The organism is Bartonella tamiae Th239, from assembly GCF_000278275.1.
In the GTDB taxonomy this organism is placed as follows: domain Bacteria; phylum Pseudomonadota; class Alphaproteobacteria; order Rhizobiales; family Rhizobiaceae; genus Bartonella; species Bartonella tamiae.
On record NZ_JH725147.1, the window covers coordinates 1542984 to 1558146 of the forward strand.

The following is a 15163-nucleotide window of genomic DNA, read 5'->3' on the forward strand; positions in this document are numbered from 1 at the left end:
TCTTTAACACTTCATAAAGAAATACGTTCTGTGTCAAAGTTTAAAAAGAATTTAAATAAAGTTAACGCGTAAAATGAAAATAAAATATTATATAAATAAAAATAATAAATATCAATATGTTAGGATGTTTTCTTTTGATTAAGGTGATATTCATAACAGACAGTGATGGTAAAGAATTTATTGTAAATTGTCCATCTGGAAAAACATTAATGGAAGTCGCTTATAAAAATAACATACCCGGTATCATTGCAGAATGTGGGGGAGCATGTGCTTGTGCAACGTGTCATGTTATCATAGACGATGATTGGATTGAACACGTAGAACTACCAAATTCAATGGAAGATGATATGTTAGATTTTGCCTATGATCGCCAGGAAAATTCTCGTTTATCTTGTCAAATAAAACTTGATGAGCGTTTAAATGGTCTCATCGTTCATATTCCACCAAAACAAAACTAAATTCAAAAAATATTGAATAAGAATATAATTTTTTTATAAAATAGTCGTCTGTTTTATTTTCTCTGATAGGGTATCTCTTCAAGACGTCTTATCAAAAGATTAAAAAATCGCTTATCAAAATTTTTAGCTTCGATGCGATCAAACCTTTTTTGTGCTTCATCATGTTGTGCTAAGGCATGACCGACAATAGTTTCTATATTTTGGAGCAATTTATCACAGTTTTTTTGATAAGAGAGTTCACGAATCTTTTTTTCAATTTCTGAGGCGTGCGCACGCGCAATCACCACATGACTTTCTTCATGTCTTTTAATATCTTGCGATAAAGAATCCCAGACGACGGCCAATTCCAATGATTTTGTCCGTGAACGTTGTTTCCATCGAGGTAACTGCATGTTTGCAAGAATATCAACATGTATACGATCGATTTTACAGTAATTTCCCTCGCTTTTAAGTTTCAAATAAGTAACGAAAGAAATAGTGGTTACGCCGAGATGATGTTGCCCCGTTGATTTAAGATAAGGAGCATTTTTTGCCATAGATTTGTCAATTTGGGCAGCTGTTGTACCTGAAACAATATAATATGAAATTGTTTTGTATATTTTTGCAGCTTGTGCATTTGGAATAAAAATGCAAAAGACCCAACATCCAATAAAGAAAGCGCTTATTTTTTTATAAAACATTAATGCGCCTAATTTTTAAGAAGAATTTTAAAACCTTTACACATTTATGCTAAAAAAACAGCTCTCATTCTAGAAGAATAATAAAACGGATTAATTTCATGCAAACGATTTGGAATGTCGGTCAAAATAGAAAAATTATTATACAAGAAAAATCCATTTTAATGGGAATATTGAATATAACGCCAGATTCATTTTCTGATGGGGGCAAATTTATTGACGTAAACGATGCCTTTTCACATGGAGCAATGATGATAGAGCAAGGCGCTTCCATCATAGATATTGGAGGAGAATCAACACGGCCAAATTTTGAACCGATTTCAAGTGAAATAGAACAAAAAAGAATTTTGCCAGTTATTGAAAAATTTCATAGTTTTCAAAACATAATTCTGTCGATAGATACTTATCACTCAGAAACAGCTTATCATGCATTAAAATCGGGCTCGCATATCATTAATGATATATGGGGGTTACAAAAAGAAGAAAAAATGGCAGAAGTTATTCGAGAATTTAATGCAGGAATAATTATCATGCATAATTCTCGCGACAGAAAAAAGTATGAAGATATTATTGATGATCAAAAATATTTTTTTGAAATATCACTCAATATAGCTAAAAAAAATGGAATCAGTGATTCACAGATCGTTCTTGATCCAGGTTTTGGATTTGGTAAAAATGCCGATGACAACCTCAAACTTCTTAGTCGAGCAGAAGAATTAAAAATATTAGGGTTTCCTCTTTTAGCAGCAACATCAAGAAAACGATTTTTAGGCTCACTTTCTGATAAAAGTAATGCGCAACATAGAGATATTGCGACTGCTGCTTCATCCATAATTTTACGACAAGCAGGATTTGATATTTTTAGAGTCCATAACATTGCTACGAATAAAGAAGCATTAGCAGTTGTTGATGCCCTAAAACAATGCAAGAAAGAAAACATAAAATGAAAGCGTGGCTGGGTTTGGGTGGAAATATTGGAGATGTATGTTCGACATTTAAAAATGCACTTACATTTCTTCAAGAAACAAACGAACTTATAGTCTTAACGTCTTCACATTTATATAAAACTTCGCCGTGGGGTAGGGTGGATCAAAATGATTTTCTTAATCTTTGTTTGCTTATTGAAACGACATTAGATCCTGAAAAATTGTTAGATAAATGTTTGTATGTTGAGAAAAAATCAGGACGGCAACGTATTGAAAAGTGGGGGCCAAGAACTTTAGATATTGATATTCTTGCTTACGAAAATATTTCATATTTAAAAACAGAAAAACTCACACTTCCTCACCCTTTTTTAACTGAGCGAGCATTTGTCCTACGCCCCTTAAATGATATTGCACCTGAACTTATAATATCTGGAAAAACCATTCGACAATGGAATGCAGAAGTCGTCGATGATAATATCGAAAAATTAAACTTTGAATTTATTGTGTAAAGATCATTTTGCAAAAAAGTGAAAGCCCTTTTGAAGCATCATTTTTAAATTTATGAAAATATTGTAAATAAATAATAATTAAGGATATTTTCTGGGTGTATAAGTCCATAAACGATCACCCATTTTAAAATTACGAGTTTGTGAAGAACCAATGATTATTAATGATCGACTGGTAATATTATCTGTATTAATTTCATCAATCGTTGTTGTGTTCATTTTTTGACCGTCACGCCCAATATCCGTGGCAATATTAATAATTCTATCTTTTTCGCAATGAGATTTAAGTAAAGATATAACTTCAAATAATTGATCGGGGCGTGCTTTTGAAACCGGATTATAAAATGCTATCGCCATATCAGAATGCAGTGCTGCCAATATTCTTTTTTCAATAACCTTCCATGGTTTAAGATTATTGGACAAAGAAATAACCGAAAAATCATGCCCCAAAGGCGCTCCAAAACAAGCAGCCGCAGATTGAGCGGCAGTAACACCAGGCTCTATATTGATAGAAACATTGTCCCAATCAGACGTTTTATTGTCTTCCATACATTCCATAACAGCCGCAGCCATAGCAAATACACCTGGATCACCTGAGGAAATAAGTGCAATTTTTTTACCTGATGCTGCCAAATTAAGTGCTTGTTTTGCACGTTCCATTTCTTGCCTATTAAAGCTCTTATGCAATGTCTGATGCGTCAAAAATGGACCAACAAGATCTATGTAATAATCATATCCTAGAATATCTGTCGCCTCATAAAGTGCTTTTCTCGCAGCAAAAGTCAGATGAGCATGATCTCCTGGACCAAAACCAATAATGTCCAGTCGACCTTGTGAGGAAGAATGACAACGATAAATTAAATTATTTTCATTATATTGGTCCACATTTGTATTATCATCAATCACGCTAATCGTTAATTGAGCTGTATCAGAAAAGGGTAGAGTTCCCTTAAAAAACCAATCATGATGTCCCTTTAATTTAACTTTTTTATCAACCAAAAGTGCTGATAAAAAAGAGGCATAATGTTCTGGATTTAACAGCTTCAAATCATCAGGAGGGCAAAGAAGATTAATACCAAAATGCCGCCCAATACTAGTTGTAATGGACGCTTGAGTACCTAAATGCGTGGCAATGTGAAGCGCAAGCTCATTAGCACCTTTTTCAACTCCAAGAAGAGGAACAATAACTTTACCATCATCTGATATGCATAAAACAGGCGGTTCTTCAGTTTTATTTTTTAAAAAGGAAGCCAAACTATGAATAACGATATCAGTCGAACAAAATGCGATAACTGTGTATCCTTTTGTATAAGCTTCAGACATATGCTTATGGATCGACGAGACACTCTCACAATCTGGATAATTAATTCTTTGTGTTGTTATGATTTTTGCCTTATGTAGCAAACAACTCAGTGCTATAGCATGTGGCAAAGAACTATCAGAAAAGATATATATAACAGTTACTTGTTCAAGTTTATTCAACAATATAATAATCCTGTGACCGATTTGCTGAACCTGGTATGAGAATGAGAGAAAAATAAGGTGATTGCGAACAATCAACTTCTGATAAAATCATTATTTTTTGCTCTTTCATCGTCGCTCTTTCAATATATAAAGCGCGATCAATAAGACCACACTCCTTAATAGCATCACGAACTTTTTCTAAATTACGGCCTAATTTAATAATCGCAAAAGCATCAGTTGTATTTAAACGGTCCGAAAGTTCCCTTTGATTCAAAACGCCTGACAATACTGTAAAAGATTGATTTTTATAAGCCAATGGTGTCTGGAATATAGATGCTGCACCAAATATAGAAGAAATTCCTGGAATAATTTCCGTTTTATATTTCGTGCCTAACATGTCATAAATATACATAAATGAACTATAAAATAATGGATCGCCTTCTGCCAACACAACAACAGTTTTATTATCTTTTAAAAATCCTTCCAAATAATGAGAAGTATTATTGTAAAATTGATTTAATAATTCTTTATAATCATTTGAATAGCTTGATTTTTCTGTGGTCACGGGATAGCGAATTGGGGCAAGCTGCGCGCGATCTGTTATCCAACTTTTTGCAATATTTAACGCATTGCTTTTTTGTGTTTTTGTCTCGTGATAAGCAATAATATCAGCAGATTGTATCGCTTTCACGCCTTTAACAGTGATTAGATCTGGATCTCCAGGTCCCACACCAACACCATATAATTGCACCATCTTATTATTCATTCTTTTTCACTTGCCAATGCATTGACTGCCGCCGCGGCCATTGCACTGCCACCACGACGACCATGAACGACGATATATGGAATATCAAAAACATTATTTTCAAGTGCGATTTTTGACTCTTTTGCTCCTACAAATCCTACAGGACAACCAATAATTAATGCGGGTTTATCGAAGCCTTGTTCGATAAGGTTAAGAAGATGAAATAGGGCTGTTGGTGCATTACCAATGGCAACTATACTATTTTTTATAAAAGGTTTCCAAAATTCTACGGCCGCAGCTGATCGTGTATTATTAATTATAAGAGCATGATCACTTACGCGCTCATCATGTAAGGTACAAATAACAGAATTATTTGCGGTCAAGCGGCTTTTGGTAATGCCTTTTGCAACCATTTCTGCATCACACAATATAGCTTTACCTTGGTTTATTGCATTGCGTCCAATCGTACCAGCTTTTGCTGAAAATGCCATATCATCGACGATATCAATCATGCCACAAGCATGAATAATACGTACAGCTATTTTTTCTAAATCCGTTGGTATGTTAGAAAGTTGCGCTTCTGAACGTATTGTTGCAAAAGACTTATCATAAATTTTTTGTCCATCTGTTATATAATCATACATTTATTTATGCCTTTTATGCCTGTTTTTAAGACATACTGCTAATTGATTGATCGAGAGCCTATCGGCAATTTTTTTTCCAAATTTATGTTTTATTGTAGGATCTTTACAAAAAAGATCATAAAAGCCATCTTCTTTCGCCAAAGCCGTGTAAGGGTAGGCTTTATTGGCTACACAGGCTTTTTCACAGGCTGTCAAATGTATTTTAGGTATTTTTGTATTTTCCAGCTCATTTATAAGAATTTGGCTATCACGATGAACATTAGATACGCCACTATGACAAGCAGGCGCACCAGCACAACATATAATTTGAGCACTTGGCTCACTGTTTGACACACAAAACCCTAAATCATTAAATTCAGATTGTATTTGCTTTGCTTCATTCAACGTTAGATTTGAAAAAATTAATCCTTTTCGTGGAGTTAACCTCAACCTTGTATGTTTGTTTTGATAATCAAGAATTCTTGATAGTGCGTATATTTGATCAACAGTTAAGACACCAAGATGTGTATTTGCACCTACATAATAGAGATCAGGATTATATTGTTGAAAAATACCAATGAGAGCTTCATCCAAAGAAAAAACTTTATCTAATGGAATCGGAGCGTGAATGTTACAAGGAAAAAATTTTTTTATCTCACCGAGATAAGTTTTAAAACCCATTGTTTGTTCTATATGTTTCATGCGTGTTATTTCAGGCATTAGCGCTTGTTGCGCAATAAACGTATTTAAGCAAGATTTTACAAATTTTACAAAATCTTCAAGAGCAATACTCCCTAAAGCATTTTCGTCTTTTTTTAAAAAATCTGAACATGAAGCGAATCCAAAATTTATTTTCGTGGATGATTTGTGAAATGAAAACCAAATATCAGCTTTATGATAGTCAATGGCTGTTTTTTCGCCAGCATTTATTAAAAAAGAAAATTTAGGTGAAAGATTTTGAAACTGTTCATTTGTTTGAAGAAGGTGTAATAGTGTATTACCAAGTGGAAGAGTATCAACATGCATATCAGGATCAATTCCAGCTGTTGGAGCCAACATAACATTGCGTATATCATCACTTTTGGGTGTCAATGGTCCAAGACCTAATAAATCCAACGCATGTATAATTTTTTTATAATTTTCTTTATCAAGACCTCTTAATTGAATATTTGCGCGGTTGGTAATTTCAATTTTTTTATTGCCAAATTCTTCCGCGACTTTTGCAATTCCTTTAATTTGCTTGCTCGTGATTTGTCCAAAGGAAAGCTTAATTCTGCATAAGCCTCCATCTTTTGACATAAGCATGCGATAAAATCCGGGACATGCCCATCGTCTTTCATCAAAATAATCCGTTGATTGTCTTATCTTGTCCACAAAAAATCTCTTATAAAAGAACTCTTCATACTTGCCCTCGCATAGAGCAGAATCTAAGGATAAATCTTAAAGATAAAAGAATGGCCGATCAACGTAAATGAATAAGAATTCTTGGCTTACAATTATTGGTATCGGTGATGATGGCTGGAATGGTTTATCTTCCAACCATAAGGATATCCTATTAAGAGCAAAAACTATTTTTGGAGGAAAACGGCATATTGAGTTTTTGCCTGAAACAGTTAAAAATAATGCGCGTGAATGGCCATCTCCACTAAAAAACGCTTTTCCAAAACTTCACAATCTTAAAGGCACAGCAACGGTTATACTGGCAAGTGGTGATCCAATGTTTTTTGGTATAGGAGCCACATTACTGCGCGAATTCACTATAGATGAAATAACTATTCTACCGCATCCGTCTTCATTTTCATTAGCAGCTTCGCGGTTAGGGTGGGCATTACAGGATGTTGAATGCTTTTCTGTACATGGACGTCCAATTAGTGTTTTGCAACGCCATTTTCAAAACAATTTAAAAATCTTTATTCTTTCAGAAAATAAAGAGACACCTTCAAAAATTGCGCAATTGTTAACTGAAAAGGGATTTGGCCAAACTAAAATGACCATTTTTGAACATTTGAATGGAAAAGACGAGCATCTTTTCCACTCAACGGCGAATTCGTTTAAGTTAGAGAAAGGTGCTGATTTAAATATTATTGCGCTTGAATGTATAGCCGATAAAAATGCCGTTATTTATCCACCCACAACGCCATTACCTGATGAGTTTTTTTATCATGATGGCCAACTAACCAAACAAGATATAAGAGCCGTCGTGATGGCGCATTTGGCACCCAAATATGGTGAAGTGCTATGGGATATTGGTGCTGGGTGTGGTTCCATATCGATAGAATGGTTGCGTAATGCACGTAATACACGTGCTTACGCTATTGAAAAAAATCAAGAAAGACAAAAACTTATTTTAAAAAACGCTCAAAATTTTGGTGTACCTTTTTTAAACCTTATCGCAGGGACTGCACCAGAATCCTTGGAAGAACTTGAAAAGCCTGACGCTATTTTCATTGGTGGGGGATTAACATCGTCTATAGTAGTTGAACATTTATGGTCAAAATTAAAATCAGGTGGCCGACTCATTGCAAATGGCGTTACTCTTGAAACAGTCGCTTTGTTACAATCATATGCGAAAACATATAATGGCAGACTTATCAACATTGCCGTGTCACACTCAGAAACCTTAGGACGCTTTCAAATTATGCGACCAACGCTTGCCGTAACTCTTCTTATTGCTATCAAACCTTAAGCTCTCATGCTTTATTAACTTATTAAAAAAAACAATAAGAGTTTCTGATTGACAAATTCATGAATTTCGTTCGATATTAGGGCAACGAGTTTCTATGCGGTTTGCAATAAAGGTATAAAAATAATGGCGGAACGATCGCAACATTTACAAGATCAATTTTTAAATGCAGTACGTAAACAAAAAATTTCTTTGACTATTTTTTTGGTCAATGGTGTAAAATTAACAGGAATTGTTTCTTCTTTTGATAATTTTTGTGTTTTATTACGCCGTGATGGGCATTCACAATTGGTTTATAAACATGCGATTTCAACCATTATGCCCAGCCAAGCTGTTCAAATGTTTGAAGGTGAAGAGTCTGAGTAAACTGCCTCATGTATTTTAACACATTGAGGCAGCTTTTTATCTCGACCTTAGTTGTGTTTAAATGACAAAAGAAATCGAACGTGCAGACAAGTTAATTTCACGCGAAACAGCTGCAACGCGTGCAATTGTTATTATACCACTATTACGTGAACGCGTGAGCGAAGACCGTCGCAATATTCGCTCAGTACAATCAAAGATTGATGAAGCAATCGGACTTGCACAAGCTATTCGACTGGATGTTGTTGAACACCATAAAGTAACGATGAACACTTTGCGACCAGCCACCCTGCTAGGACCAGGAAAGGTTGAAGAATTTTCACGTATAATAGAAGATAAAGAAATTGATCTGGCAATCATTGATCGTGGATTAACACCTGTTCAACAACGCAATCTTGAAAAATTTTGGAATTGCAAAGTTATTGATCGTACGGCGTTAATTTTAGAAATTTTTGGCGATCGCGCTGCCACAAAAGAAGGCGTTTTGCAGGTAGAACTTGCTCATCTTAATTATCAAAAAGGTCGCCTTGTTCGTAGTTGGACACACCTTGAAAGACAAAGAGGTGGTGGTGGCTTTCTAGGAGGGCCGGGGGAAACACAAATTGAGTCTGACCGTCGCCAACTTCAAGACAAAATCGTTCGCATTAAACGCGAGTTAGACACAGTGGTGAAAACACGTGCGCTTCATCGAGCAAAAAGAAAAAAAACATCTCATCCTGTTATTGCTTTAGTTGGCTATACCAATGCTGGCAAATCAACACTCTTTAATCAATTAACAGGTGCGAATGTGTTGGCCAAAGACATGCTTTTTGCAACACTTGATCCAACATTAAGACGTATCACCTTACCGCATGGACAATTGGTAATTTTATCAGATACGGTGGGTTTTATTTCTAATTTGCCAACACATCTCATTGCTGCTTTTCGTGCAACACTTGAAGAAGTCATCGAAGCTGATCTTATTTTACATGTACGCGATATGTCAGATCCTGATCATTATATTCATGCTCAAGATGTACGGGATATCTTGAAAAGTCTTGGCGTTGATATTGACGATCACAATCACATTTTTGAAATATGGAATAAAACTGATTTGCTGGATGACATCAGTCGAGAGACATTGAAAGAAACAGCGCGTAATGCTGCAAATTATGCTTTTCTCGTTTCCGCTTTAAAAGGTGAGGGGCTTTTAGAACTTGAAAAAGCAATAGAAAGACAAATTTCGGGTGAAATGATACAACATAATATTCGTCTAAAGGCTGAAGATTTTGCTCTTTTAGATTGGATATATAAGAATGTTGGAAATATCGAACGGCATAATGAAGATGATGGTTCAATAGTGTTAAAATTTGTAATTACACAAGAAATTGATAAACGTTTAAATAATTTATTAGAAACGCATGGCTATCAAACAAAGAATACAGATAAATTATAAAATAAGAAAAGTTCACAATATAGAATAAATATTATATGAATAAAGACATATATTTCCTATCGTGACAATTGTTTTTAAAATAGAAACGAAAAATAATGAAATATTTACCTGATAAATTTTTAAGCGCATTAATACTTGCTATCATCATTGCAAGTTTTGCTCCTATTGCAGGAACAGCCGCGGAATGGTTTTCATTATTAACAAAGATTTTTGTCGGTCTTTTGTTTTTTCTTCATGGGGCTAAACTCTCACCGAAAGCAGCTTTTGCCGGTATTGTTCATTGGCGATTGCATCTTACTGTTTTAGCTGCAACGTTCATTCTTTTCCCAATCCTTGGGCTTCTGGCAGGTTTTGTAATTCCGGGATTTAAACAATCAACGTTTTATCTTGGTGTGCTTTATTTATGTGTGCTTCCTTCAACAGTTCAATCTTCTATTGCTTTTACATCTATTGCCGGTGGCAATGTCCCTGCGGCAATTGTTTCAGCCTCAGCATCCAATATATTTGGAATGTTTTTAACACCCTTGTTGGTTGGAATTTTATTTACTACAAGCAACCATGTTTCTGGCATGTCAACATCCGCATTTGAAAGCATTATTGTGCAACTTCTTTTGCCATTTGTATTAGGTCAAATTTTCCAACATTGGATTGGCGATTTTATTCGTCGTCACAAAGGATTAACGGGTATTGTTGACCGTGGCTCAATCATTATGGTGGTATATTTGGCGTTTAGCCAAGCTATGACAGGGCATTTATGGCGTGATACAAGTTGGCATGACCTTGCTATAATGATTATAATAGACATTATACTTCTTGTTATCGTTCTTTTAATAACATGGTATGGCTCTAAACTACTTGGCTTCAAAAAAGAAGATAGGATTACAATAACATTTTGTGGTTCTAAAAAAAGTCTTGCAAGCGGCGCGCCAATGGCCAACGCTATTTTTGCTGGAGCAGGGGGCAAGATAGGTGCAATTGTTTTACCATTAATGTTATTTCATCAAATACAACTCATGGCCTGCACAATTATTGCGCGCCATCTTGCGGAATCCAAAATAAAAAGCAATGAAAATAGACGAAAAAAAACTTGAACATTTTTATAATCTTGGTTTGAAATATGAAAAAACAGGAAATTTTGATGGTGCAGTAGAAGCCTATCAGCAGGCACTAAAAATAGATCCAAACGATCATGGTGGAATAGCCATTCGTCTTGCTTCTATGAAGAGGGGAGAAATTCCTGAAACTGCGCCGCGCGCTTATATATCCACCCTTTTTGATCAAACAGCTGAATTATTTGATTATATTCTTGTTGATCAATTGGACTATGATGTCCCTTTTTTATTACGCAAAACATTTGAAAAAATTTTGCCTGAGCATCAATTTGAAAAATTACTTGATTTGGGCTGTGGTACTGGACTTTCTGGAGAAGCATTTAGCGATAATGTTAAAGAAAAAGTCGGAGTTGATCTTTCTCAAAAAATGATTGAAATCGCTCATGAAAAAGGTGACTATAATAAATTATACGTTGGTGATGTTGTTGAATTTGTTTCTAAAAACAAAGACATACATGATTTAATTGTGGCAACAGATGTGCTTCCTTATATAGGTAAGTTAGAGTTTTTTTTCAAAGATATTTCTTATTTACTCTCTGCTGGAGGTTATTTTGGATTTTCAACAGAAAAACTTACCTTTGACACAGAAAGCGTCAAAACCTACTCCATAGGTGCATACCAACGATACGCGCATAATGAAAATTATATATTTGAGCAGCTATCAATTAACAAACTAAAATGCGTTTATTTTGATACTATTATTGTACGAAAAGAACAAGGCAAACCAGTTGAAGGACAGTTATTCATTGCTCAAAAATGCGCGGAAAGATAGAAATATTTTTCAAAAAAATCATGAAATAACTTCATATATCGAAATATTTCATAAAGTTCCATAATATATCTTATGCGATATTATCTTGTGCAATGACTGATCCCCAATAATATTTAGCCAAGACGTTTTATCATTGATTTTTTAACCAAATTTAGGATTGGGCAAATTTTCTTTCGAATATCATATGCACGCAGAACGAAACTTTAAGCCTTGATAAGCCGGTTCTACATTTTCTGGGGTATAGTCCATAACGGCATCATAATCTAATGCAATGTGCATATGTGTTAAAATTGCACGTTTAGGTTTTAGTTTTTTAATCCATTCAAGAGCTTGATCAACTGAAAAATGACTTGCATGAGGTTTATATTGCAACGCATCAATGATAAGCACATCAAGATTGAGTAAGTAATCTGGTGTTTTATCAGGAAATTCATTAACGTCGGTACAATACGCTACATTCCCGACACGAAATCCTAAAGAATTTATATCACCATGTATTTGTAAAACAGGAAGTATGTTTACAACACCTCCCTGCCCTTTAATCGTAAATTTTTGATAAGATTCAATACGGTTATGTTGTAATATTGGCGGATAATTAGAGCCTAATGGCGTTTGAAAACAATATCCAAATGCATCATTCATACGTTTAAACGTGGCATCATCAGCATAGATATTCATTAATTGTTTTTGCGCTATAACATAACTTCTTAAATCATCAATACCGTGAATATGGTCGGCATGCGCATGCGTATAAATAACTGCATCAATGTTATGAACTTGCGCATCAATCATTTGTGAGCGAAAATCTGGACCAGTATCGACAACAATAGTCGTTTTTTCACCATTTTTGTTAAAACGTTCAATTAATAGAGCTGCACGATACCGTCGATTTTTAAGGTTTTTAGGATTGCAAGCCCCCCATTCACCATTCGAACGTGGAACACCAGGAGACGAACCACAGCCAAGAATGGTGAATTCATAATAATCTTCCATCTCCTCCACCTTAATGCATTTTTGAAAACAGTGACATAGCATTTTGTGTTGTTATATTTGCCACGTCTTCGAAACTTAAATTAAGAGTTTGTGCGAGTGTCTCGGCAGTATGTTTCACAAATGACGGTTCATTTGTTTGTCCTCTAAAGGGAACAGGAGCTAAAAATGGTGCATCTGTTTCGACCAAAAGACGATCATGTGGGACTATTTTTGCAATTTCACGAATTTCTGGCGCGCTTTTAAATGTTAAAATTCCAGAAAATGAAATATATCCACCAAGCTTAACACCCGTTTTTGCTAGTTCAATACCAGATGAATAACAATGCAAAATAAATGGAAATTGACCAATTTTTGTTTGCTCAATCAGTATAGCTTGCATATCATCATCCGCATTTCGTGCATGTATCACAAGTGGTAATTGAGTTTGTCTTGCTGCAGCAATATGTTCTAAAAAACTTCGCTTTTGCTCTTCCGGAAGTGCATAATCATAATGATAGTCAAGTCCAACTTCACCGATTGCGACTACTTTGGGATGTGCAGCAATCTTTATGAGATCGACCGCTGTGATGTTTGTTTCTTCGCCTGCACTATTTGGATGTGTTCCAATAGAACAAAAAACTGACTCATATTTTTCTACAATTTTTTTTAATCGTTCAAATTTATGAACATATGTAGAAATTGTCACCATACGTCTAACGCCAACCTCATGCGCACGCTGTATAATCGCATCCAAATCAGACTCAAAAACGTCAAAGTCCAAATGACAATGTGTATCAATAAGCATAAGTCACTTCTCTTTCTCGTCCATGTAACGAGGAAAAATAGGACGAGGAGACGGTAATTTTGTACCCGGCTCAATCTTAGTTTCTGTTACATTTTTCAGCAGACGATTTTCTTTTTCAACCCCTAAAATATCAAGTAAATCCATAGCGGATTGCGGTATAAATGCTGTCAACATCAGTCCCACTCTGCGCAATGTTTCCACTGTTGTATAAAGAACTGTTGCAAAACGTTTTGGATCATTTTTTCTTAAAGCCCATGGTTCTTCATTCGCAAAATAACGATTTGCTTCTGCAACAACTGAAAAAATAGCACTTAAGGCCAAATGTGGTGCTTGATTCAACATTGATTGACGTGCACTCTTAAGGGCTTCTTCAGATTGATCAAATAATTTCACGTCTTGATTTAACATCTGATCTGGCGTTGGAACATGTCCGTCACAATTTTTTGCAATCATAGAAAGCGATCTTTGCGCTAGATTGCCTAAATCATTAGCCAAATCTGCATTTGTACGGTTAACAATTGCTTCATGACTATAACTTCCATCCTGACCAAACGGCACTTCACGCAAGAAAAAATAACGAACCCTATCAAGTCCATATTCTTCTATCATAGAAAAAGGATCAACGACATTTCCGACAGATTTTGACATTTTTTCGCCGCGATTAAGCAAAAAACCATGGGCAAAAACACGTTTTGGCAATTCAATTTTTGCTGACATAAGAAATGCAGGCCAATAAATAGCGTGAAATCGAATAATATCCTTCCCAATAATATGAGCATTTGCAGGCCAAAAATCTCTTTTTTTAGCATTTTCATCAGGAAAACCTAGTGCCGTAAGATAATTGGTCAATGCATCCACCCAAACATACATCACATGTTTAGGATCATCAGGAACTGGCACACCCCAATCAAATGTTGTTCGAGAAATAGAAATATCTCTTAAACCTGACTTAACAAAACTAATGATTTCATTGCGTCTTTCATTGGGACCAATAAATTCTGGATGTTTTTCATAATAATCTAATAAGGGTTGTTGAAATTTTGAAAGACGAAAAAAGTAACTTTCCTCTTCATTCCATTCAACTGGTGATCCAACTTCTGTTTCCCGGCGAATACCATCATCCCCAACAATTGTGTCACTTTCTTCGTAGTAAGCTTCTTGACGAACAGAATACCAACCCGAATAACGATCGAGATAAATATCACCATTTTCTTGCATTAATTTCCAAATTGCTTGGCATGCTATAATATGGCGCTGTTGCGTGGTGCGAATAAATTCGTCATTTGAACAATTCAATACTTTAAGCATATTTTGAAAAATGGAACTGTTTCTATCAGCAAGAGATTGCGGAGATATACCTTCTTTCTCTGCTGTTTGCTGCATTTTCAAACCATGCTCATCGGTACCAGAAAGAAAAAACACATCACGCCCATCTGCGCGTTGGAACCGAGCCATTGCGTCTGTAGCAATCGCATTATATGCATGACCAATATGGGGTTGTCCATTAGGATAAAAAATAGGCGTTGTTATGTAATATTTATCACGCATAAGTGGCTCGTTTGAATCGTTTATCTTACTTTAACAAAGACATAACGCCCATTCGCTTCAATGTCACGGAAAAA

The 15163-nt window shown here is 35.3% G+C and carries 16 protein-coding genes; 8 read left to right on the top strand and 8 right to left on the bottom strand.

Annotation, left to right across the window (positions count from 1 at the left end):
- Positions 1 to 134 precede the first annotated feature (134 nt).
- The gene (locus tag ME5_RS06955) at positions 135 to 458 is read left to right on the top strand and encodes a 2Fe-2S iron-sulfur cluster-binding protein (RefSeq protein WP_035000190.1); all 324 of its coding nucleotides are present in this window, start codon (positions 135 to 137) and stop codon (positions 456 to 458) included.
- Positions 459 to 511: 53 nt separating this feature from the next.
- Here the strand turns inward: ME5_RS06955 and ME5_RS06960 are convergent, their stop codons facing one another.
- A complete protein-coding gene (locus tag ME5_RS06960) occupies positions 512 to 1138 on the bottom strand; it encodes a DUF922 domain-containing Zn-dependent protease (protein ID WP_008039694.1) in 627 nt (208 codons plus the stop codon).
- A gap of 98 nt (positions 1139 to 1236) precedes the next feature.
- On the opposite strand from ME5_RS06960, the gene folP reads away from it, so the two are divergent.
- Positions 1237 to 2082, top strand: coding sequence for a dihydropteroate synthase (gene folP / locus ME5_RS06965; protein WP_008039695.1), 846 nt, complete (start codon positions 1237 to 1239; stop codon positions 2080 to 2082).
- Positions 2079 to 2570, top strand: coding sequence for a 2-amino-4-hydroxy-6-hydroxymethyldihydropteridine diphosphokinase (gene folK / locus ME5_RS06970; RefSeq protein ID WP_008039697.1), 492 nt, complete (start codon positions 2079 to 2081; stop codon positions 2568 to 2570). Before folP ends, folK begins: the two co-directional genes overlap by 4 nt.
- 78 nt (positions 2571 to 2648) lie before the next feature.
- Here the strand turns inward: folK and cobJ are convergent, their stop codons facing one another.
- The 4 genes from cobJ to cobG all read right to left on the bottom strand — a co-directional run bounded on the left by cobJ (position 2649) and on the right by cobG (position 6773).
- Positions 2649 to 3890 (bottom strand): precorrin-3B C(17)-methyltransferase, encoded by a 1242-nt coding sequence (gene cobJ / locus ME5_RS06975; RefSeq protein ID WP_245256502.1) that lies wholly within the window; start codon positions 3888 to 3890, stop codon positions 2649 to 2651.
- A gap of 151 nt (positions 3891 to 4041) precedes the next feature.
- Positions 4042 to 4797: a precorrin-2 C(20)-methyltransferase gene (locus ME5_RS06980; RefSeq protein ID WP_008039700.1), complete on the bottom strand. Its 756-nt coding sequence runs from the start codon at positions 4795 to 4797 to the stop codon at positions 4042 to 4044.
- Positions 4794 to 5420, bottom strand: coding sequence for a precorrin-8X methylmutase (locus ME5_RS06985; RefSeq protein WP_008039701.1), 627 nt, complete (start codon positions 5418 to 5420; stop codon positions 4794 to 4796). The genes ME5_RS06980 and ME5_RS06985 overlap by 4 nt, the downstream gene beginning before the upstream one ends.
- Positions 5421 to 6773, bottom strand: coding sequence for a precorrin-3B synthase (gene cobG / locus ME5_RS06990; RefSeq protein ID WP_245256503.1), 1353 nt, complete (start codon positions 6771 to 6773; stop codon positions 5421 to 5423).
- 97 nt (positions 6774 to 6870) lie between these two features.
- Here cobG and ME5_RS06995 point away from each other — a divergent pair, with 97 nt between their 5' ends.
- The 5 genes from ME5_RS06995 (at position 6871) to ME5_RS07015 (ending at position 11764) form a co-directional block, all read left to right on the top strand.
- Complete coding sequence (locus tag ME5_RS06995; protein WP_008039703.1) at positions 6871 to 8085, top strand: bifunctional cobalt-precorrin-7 (C(5))-methyltransferase/cobalt-precorrin-6B (C(15))-methyltransferase; 1215 nt, start codon at positions 6871 to 6873, stop codon at positions 8083 to 8085.
- Between the two features lie 123 nt (positions 8086 to 8208).
- A complete protein-coding gene (hfq, locus tag ME5_RS07000; RefSeq protein WP_008039704.1) occupies positions 8209 to 8448 on the top strand; it encodes an RNA chaperone Hfq in 240 nt (79 codons plus the stop codon).
- Between the two features lie 61 nt (positions 8449 to 8509).
- Positions 8510 to 9880, top strand: a complete 1371-nt coding sequence (gene hflX / locus ME5_RS07005) for a GTPase HflX (protein ID WP_008039705.1) — start codon at positions 8510 to 8512, stop codon at positions 9878 to 9880.
- Positions 9881 to 9975: 95 nt separating this feature from the next.
- Entirely contained in the window at positions 9976 to 10971 is a 996-nt protein-coding gene (locus ME5_RS07010) for a bile acid:sodium symporter family protein (RefSeq protein WP_008039706.1), read from the top strand.
- Complete coding sequence (locus ME5_RS07015; protein WP_008039707.1) at positions 10946 to 11764, top strand: methyltransferase domain-containing protein; 819 nt, start codon at positions 10946 to 10948, stop codon at positions 11762 to 11764. Before ME5_RS07010 ends, ME5_RS07015 begins: the two co-directional genes overlap by 26 nt.
- A 180-nt stretch (positions 11765 to 11944) precedes the next feature.
- Here the strand turns inward: ME5_RS07015 and ME5_RS07020 are convergent, their stop codons facing one another.
- From ME5_RS07020 to metG, 3 genes are read right to left on the bottom strand one after another with little or no spacing between them, the layout of a single operon-like run.
- Positions 11945 to 12757 (bottom strand): MBL fold metallo-hydrolase, encoded by an 813-nt coding sequence (locus ME5_RS07020; RefSeq protein WP_008039708.1) that lies wholly within the window; start codon positions 12755 to 12757, stop codon positions 11945 to 11947.
- A 10-nt stretch (positions 12758 to 12767) separates the two neighbouring features.
- A complete protein-coding gene (locus ME5_RS07025) occupies positions 12768 to 13541 on the bottom strand; it encodes a TatD family hydrolase (protein ID WP_008039711.1) in 774 nt (257 codons plus the stop codon).
- Positions 13542 to 13544: 3 nt separating this feature from the next.
- Positions 13545 to 15089 carry a methionine--tRNA ligase gene (gene metG / locus ME5_RS07030; RefSeq protein WP_008039713.1) on the bottom strand — a complete coding sequence of 515 codons (1545 nt, stop codon included), beginning with the start codon at positions 15087 to 15089 and terminating at the stop codon, positions 13545 to 13547.
- Between the last annotated feature and the right edge of the window lie 74 nt (positions 15090 to 15163).

Bases quoted from the DNA above. Each gene is read 5' to 3' on its own strand.
- ME5_RS06995 (WP_008039703.1), top strand. From the start codon at position 6,871: ATGAATAAGAATTCTTGGCTTACAATTATTGGTATCGGTGATGATGGC.
- cobJ (WP_245256502.1), bottom strand. From the start codon at position 3,890: ATGTCTGAAGCTTATACAAAAGGATACACAGTTATCGCATTTTGTTCG.
- ME5_RS07010 (WP_008039706.1), top strand. From the start codon at position 9,976: ATGAAATATTTACCTGATAAATTTTTAAGCGCATTAATACTTGCTATC.
- ME5_RS06960 (WP_008039694.1), bottom strand. From the start codon at position 1,138: ATGTTTTATAAAAAAATAAGCGCTTTCTTTATTGGATGTTGGGTCTTT.
- hfq (WP_008039704.1), top strand. From the start codon at position 8,209: ATGGCGGAACGATCGCAACATTTACAAGATCAATTTTTAAATGCAGTA.
- ME5_RS06980 (WP_008039700.1), bottom strand. From the start codon at position 4,797: ATGAATAATAAGATGGTGCAATTATATGGTGTTGGTGTGGGACCTGGA.
- hflX (WP_008039705.1), top strand. From the start codon at position 8,510: ATGACAAAAGAAATCGAACGTGCAGACAAGTTAATTTCACGCGAAACA.
- ME5_RS07020 (WP_008039708.1), bottom strand. From the start codon at position 12,757: ATGGAAGATTATTATGAATTCACCATTCTTGGCTGTGGTTCGTCTCCT.
- ME5_RS06985 (WP_008039701.1), bottom strand. From the start codon at position 5,420: ATGTATGATTATATAACAGATGGACAAAAAATTTATGATAAGTCTTTT.
- ME5_RS07025 (WP_008039711.1), bottom strand. From the start codon at position 13,541: ATGCTTATTGATACACATTGTCATTTGGACTTTGACGTTTTTGAGTCT.
- ME5_RS07015 (WP_008039707.1), top strand. From the start codon at position 10,946: ATGAAAATAGACGAAAAAAAACTTGAACATTTTTATAATCTTGGTTTG.
- metG (WP_008039713.1), bottom strand. From the start codon at position 15,089: ATGCGTGATAAATATTACATAACAACGCCTATTTTTTATCCTAATGGA.
- folP (WP_008039695.1), top strand. From the start codon at position 1,237: ATGCAAACGATTTGGAATGTCGGTCAAAATAGAAAAATTATTATACAA.
- folK (WP_008039697.1), top strand. From the start codon at position 2,079: ATGAAAGCGTGGCTGGGTTTGGGTGGAAATATTGGAGATGTATGTTCG.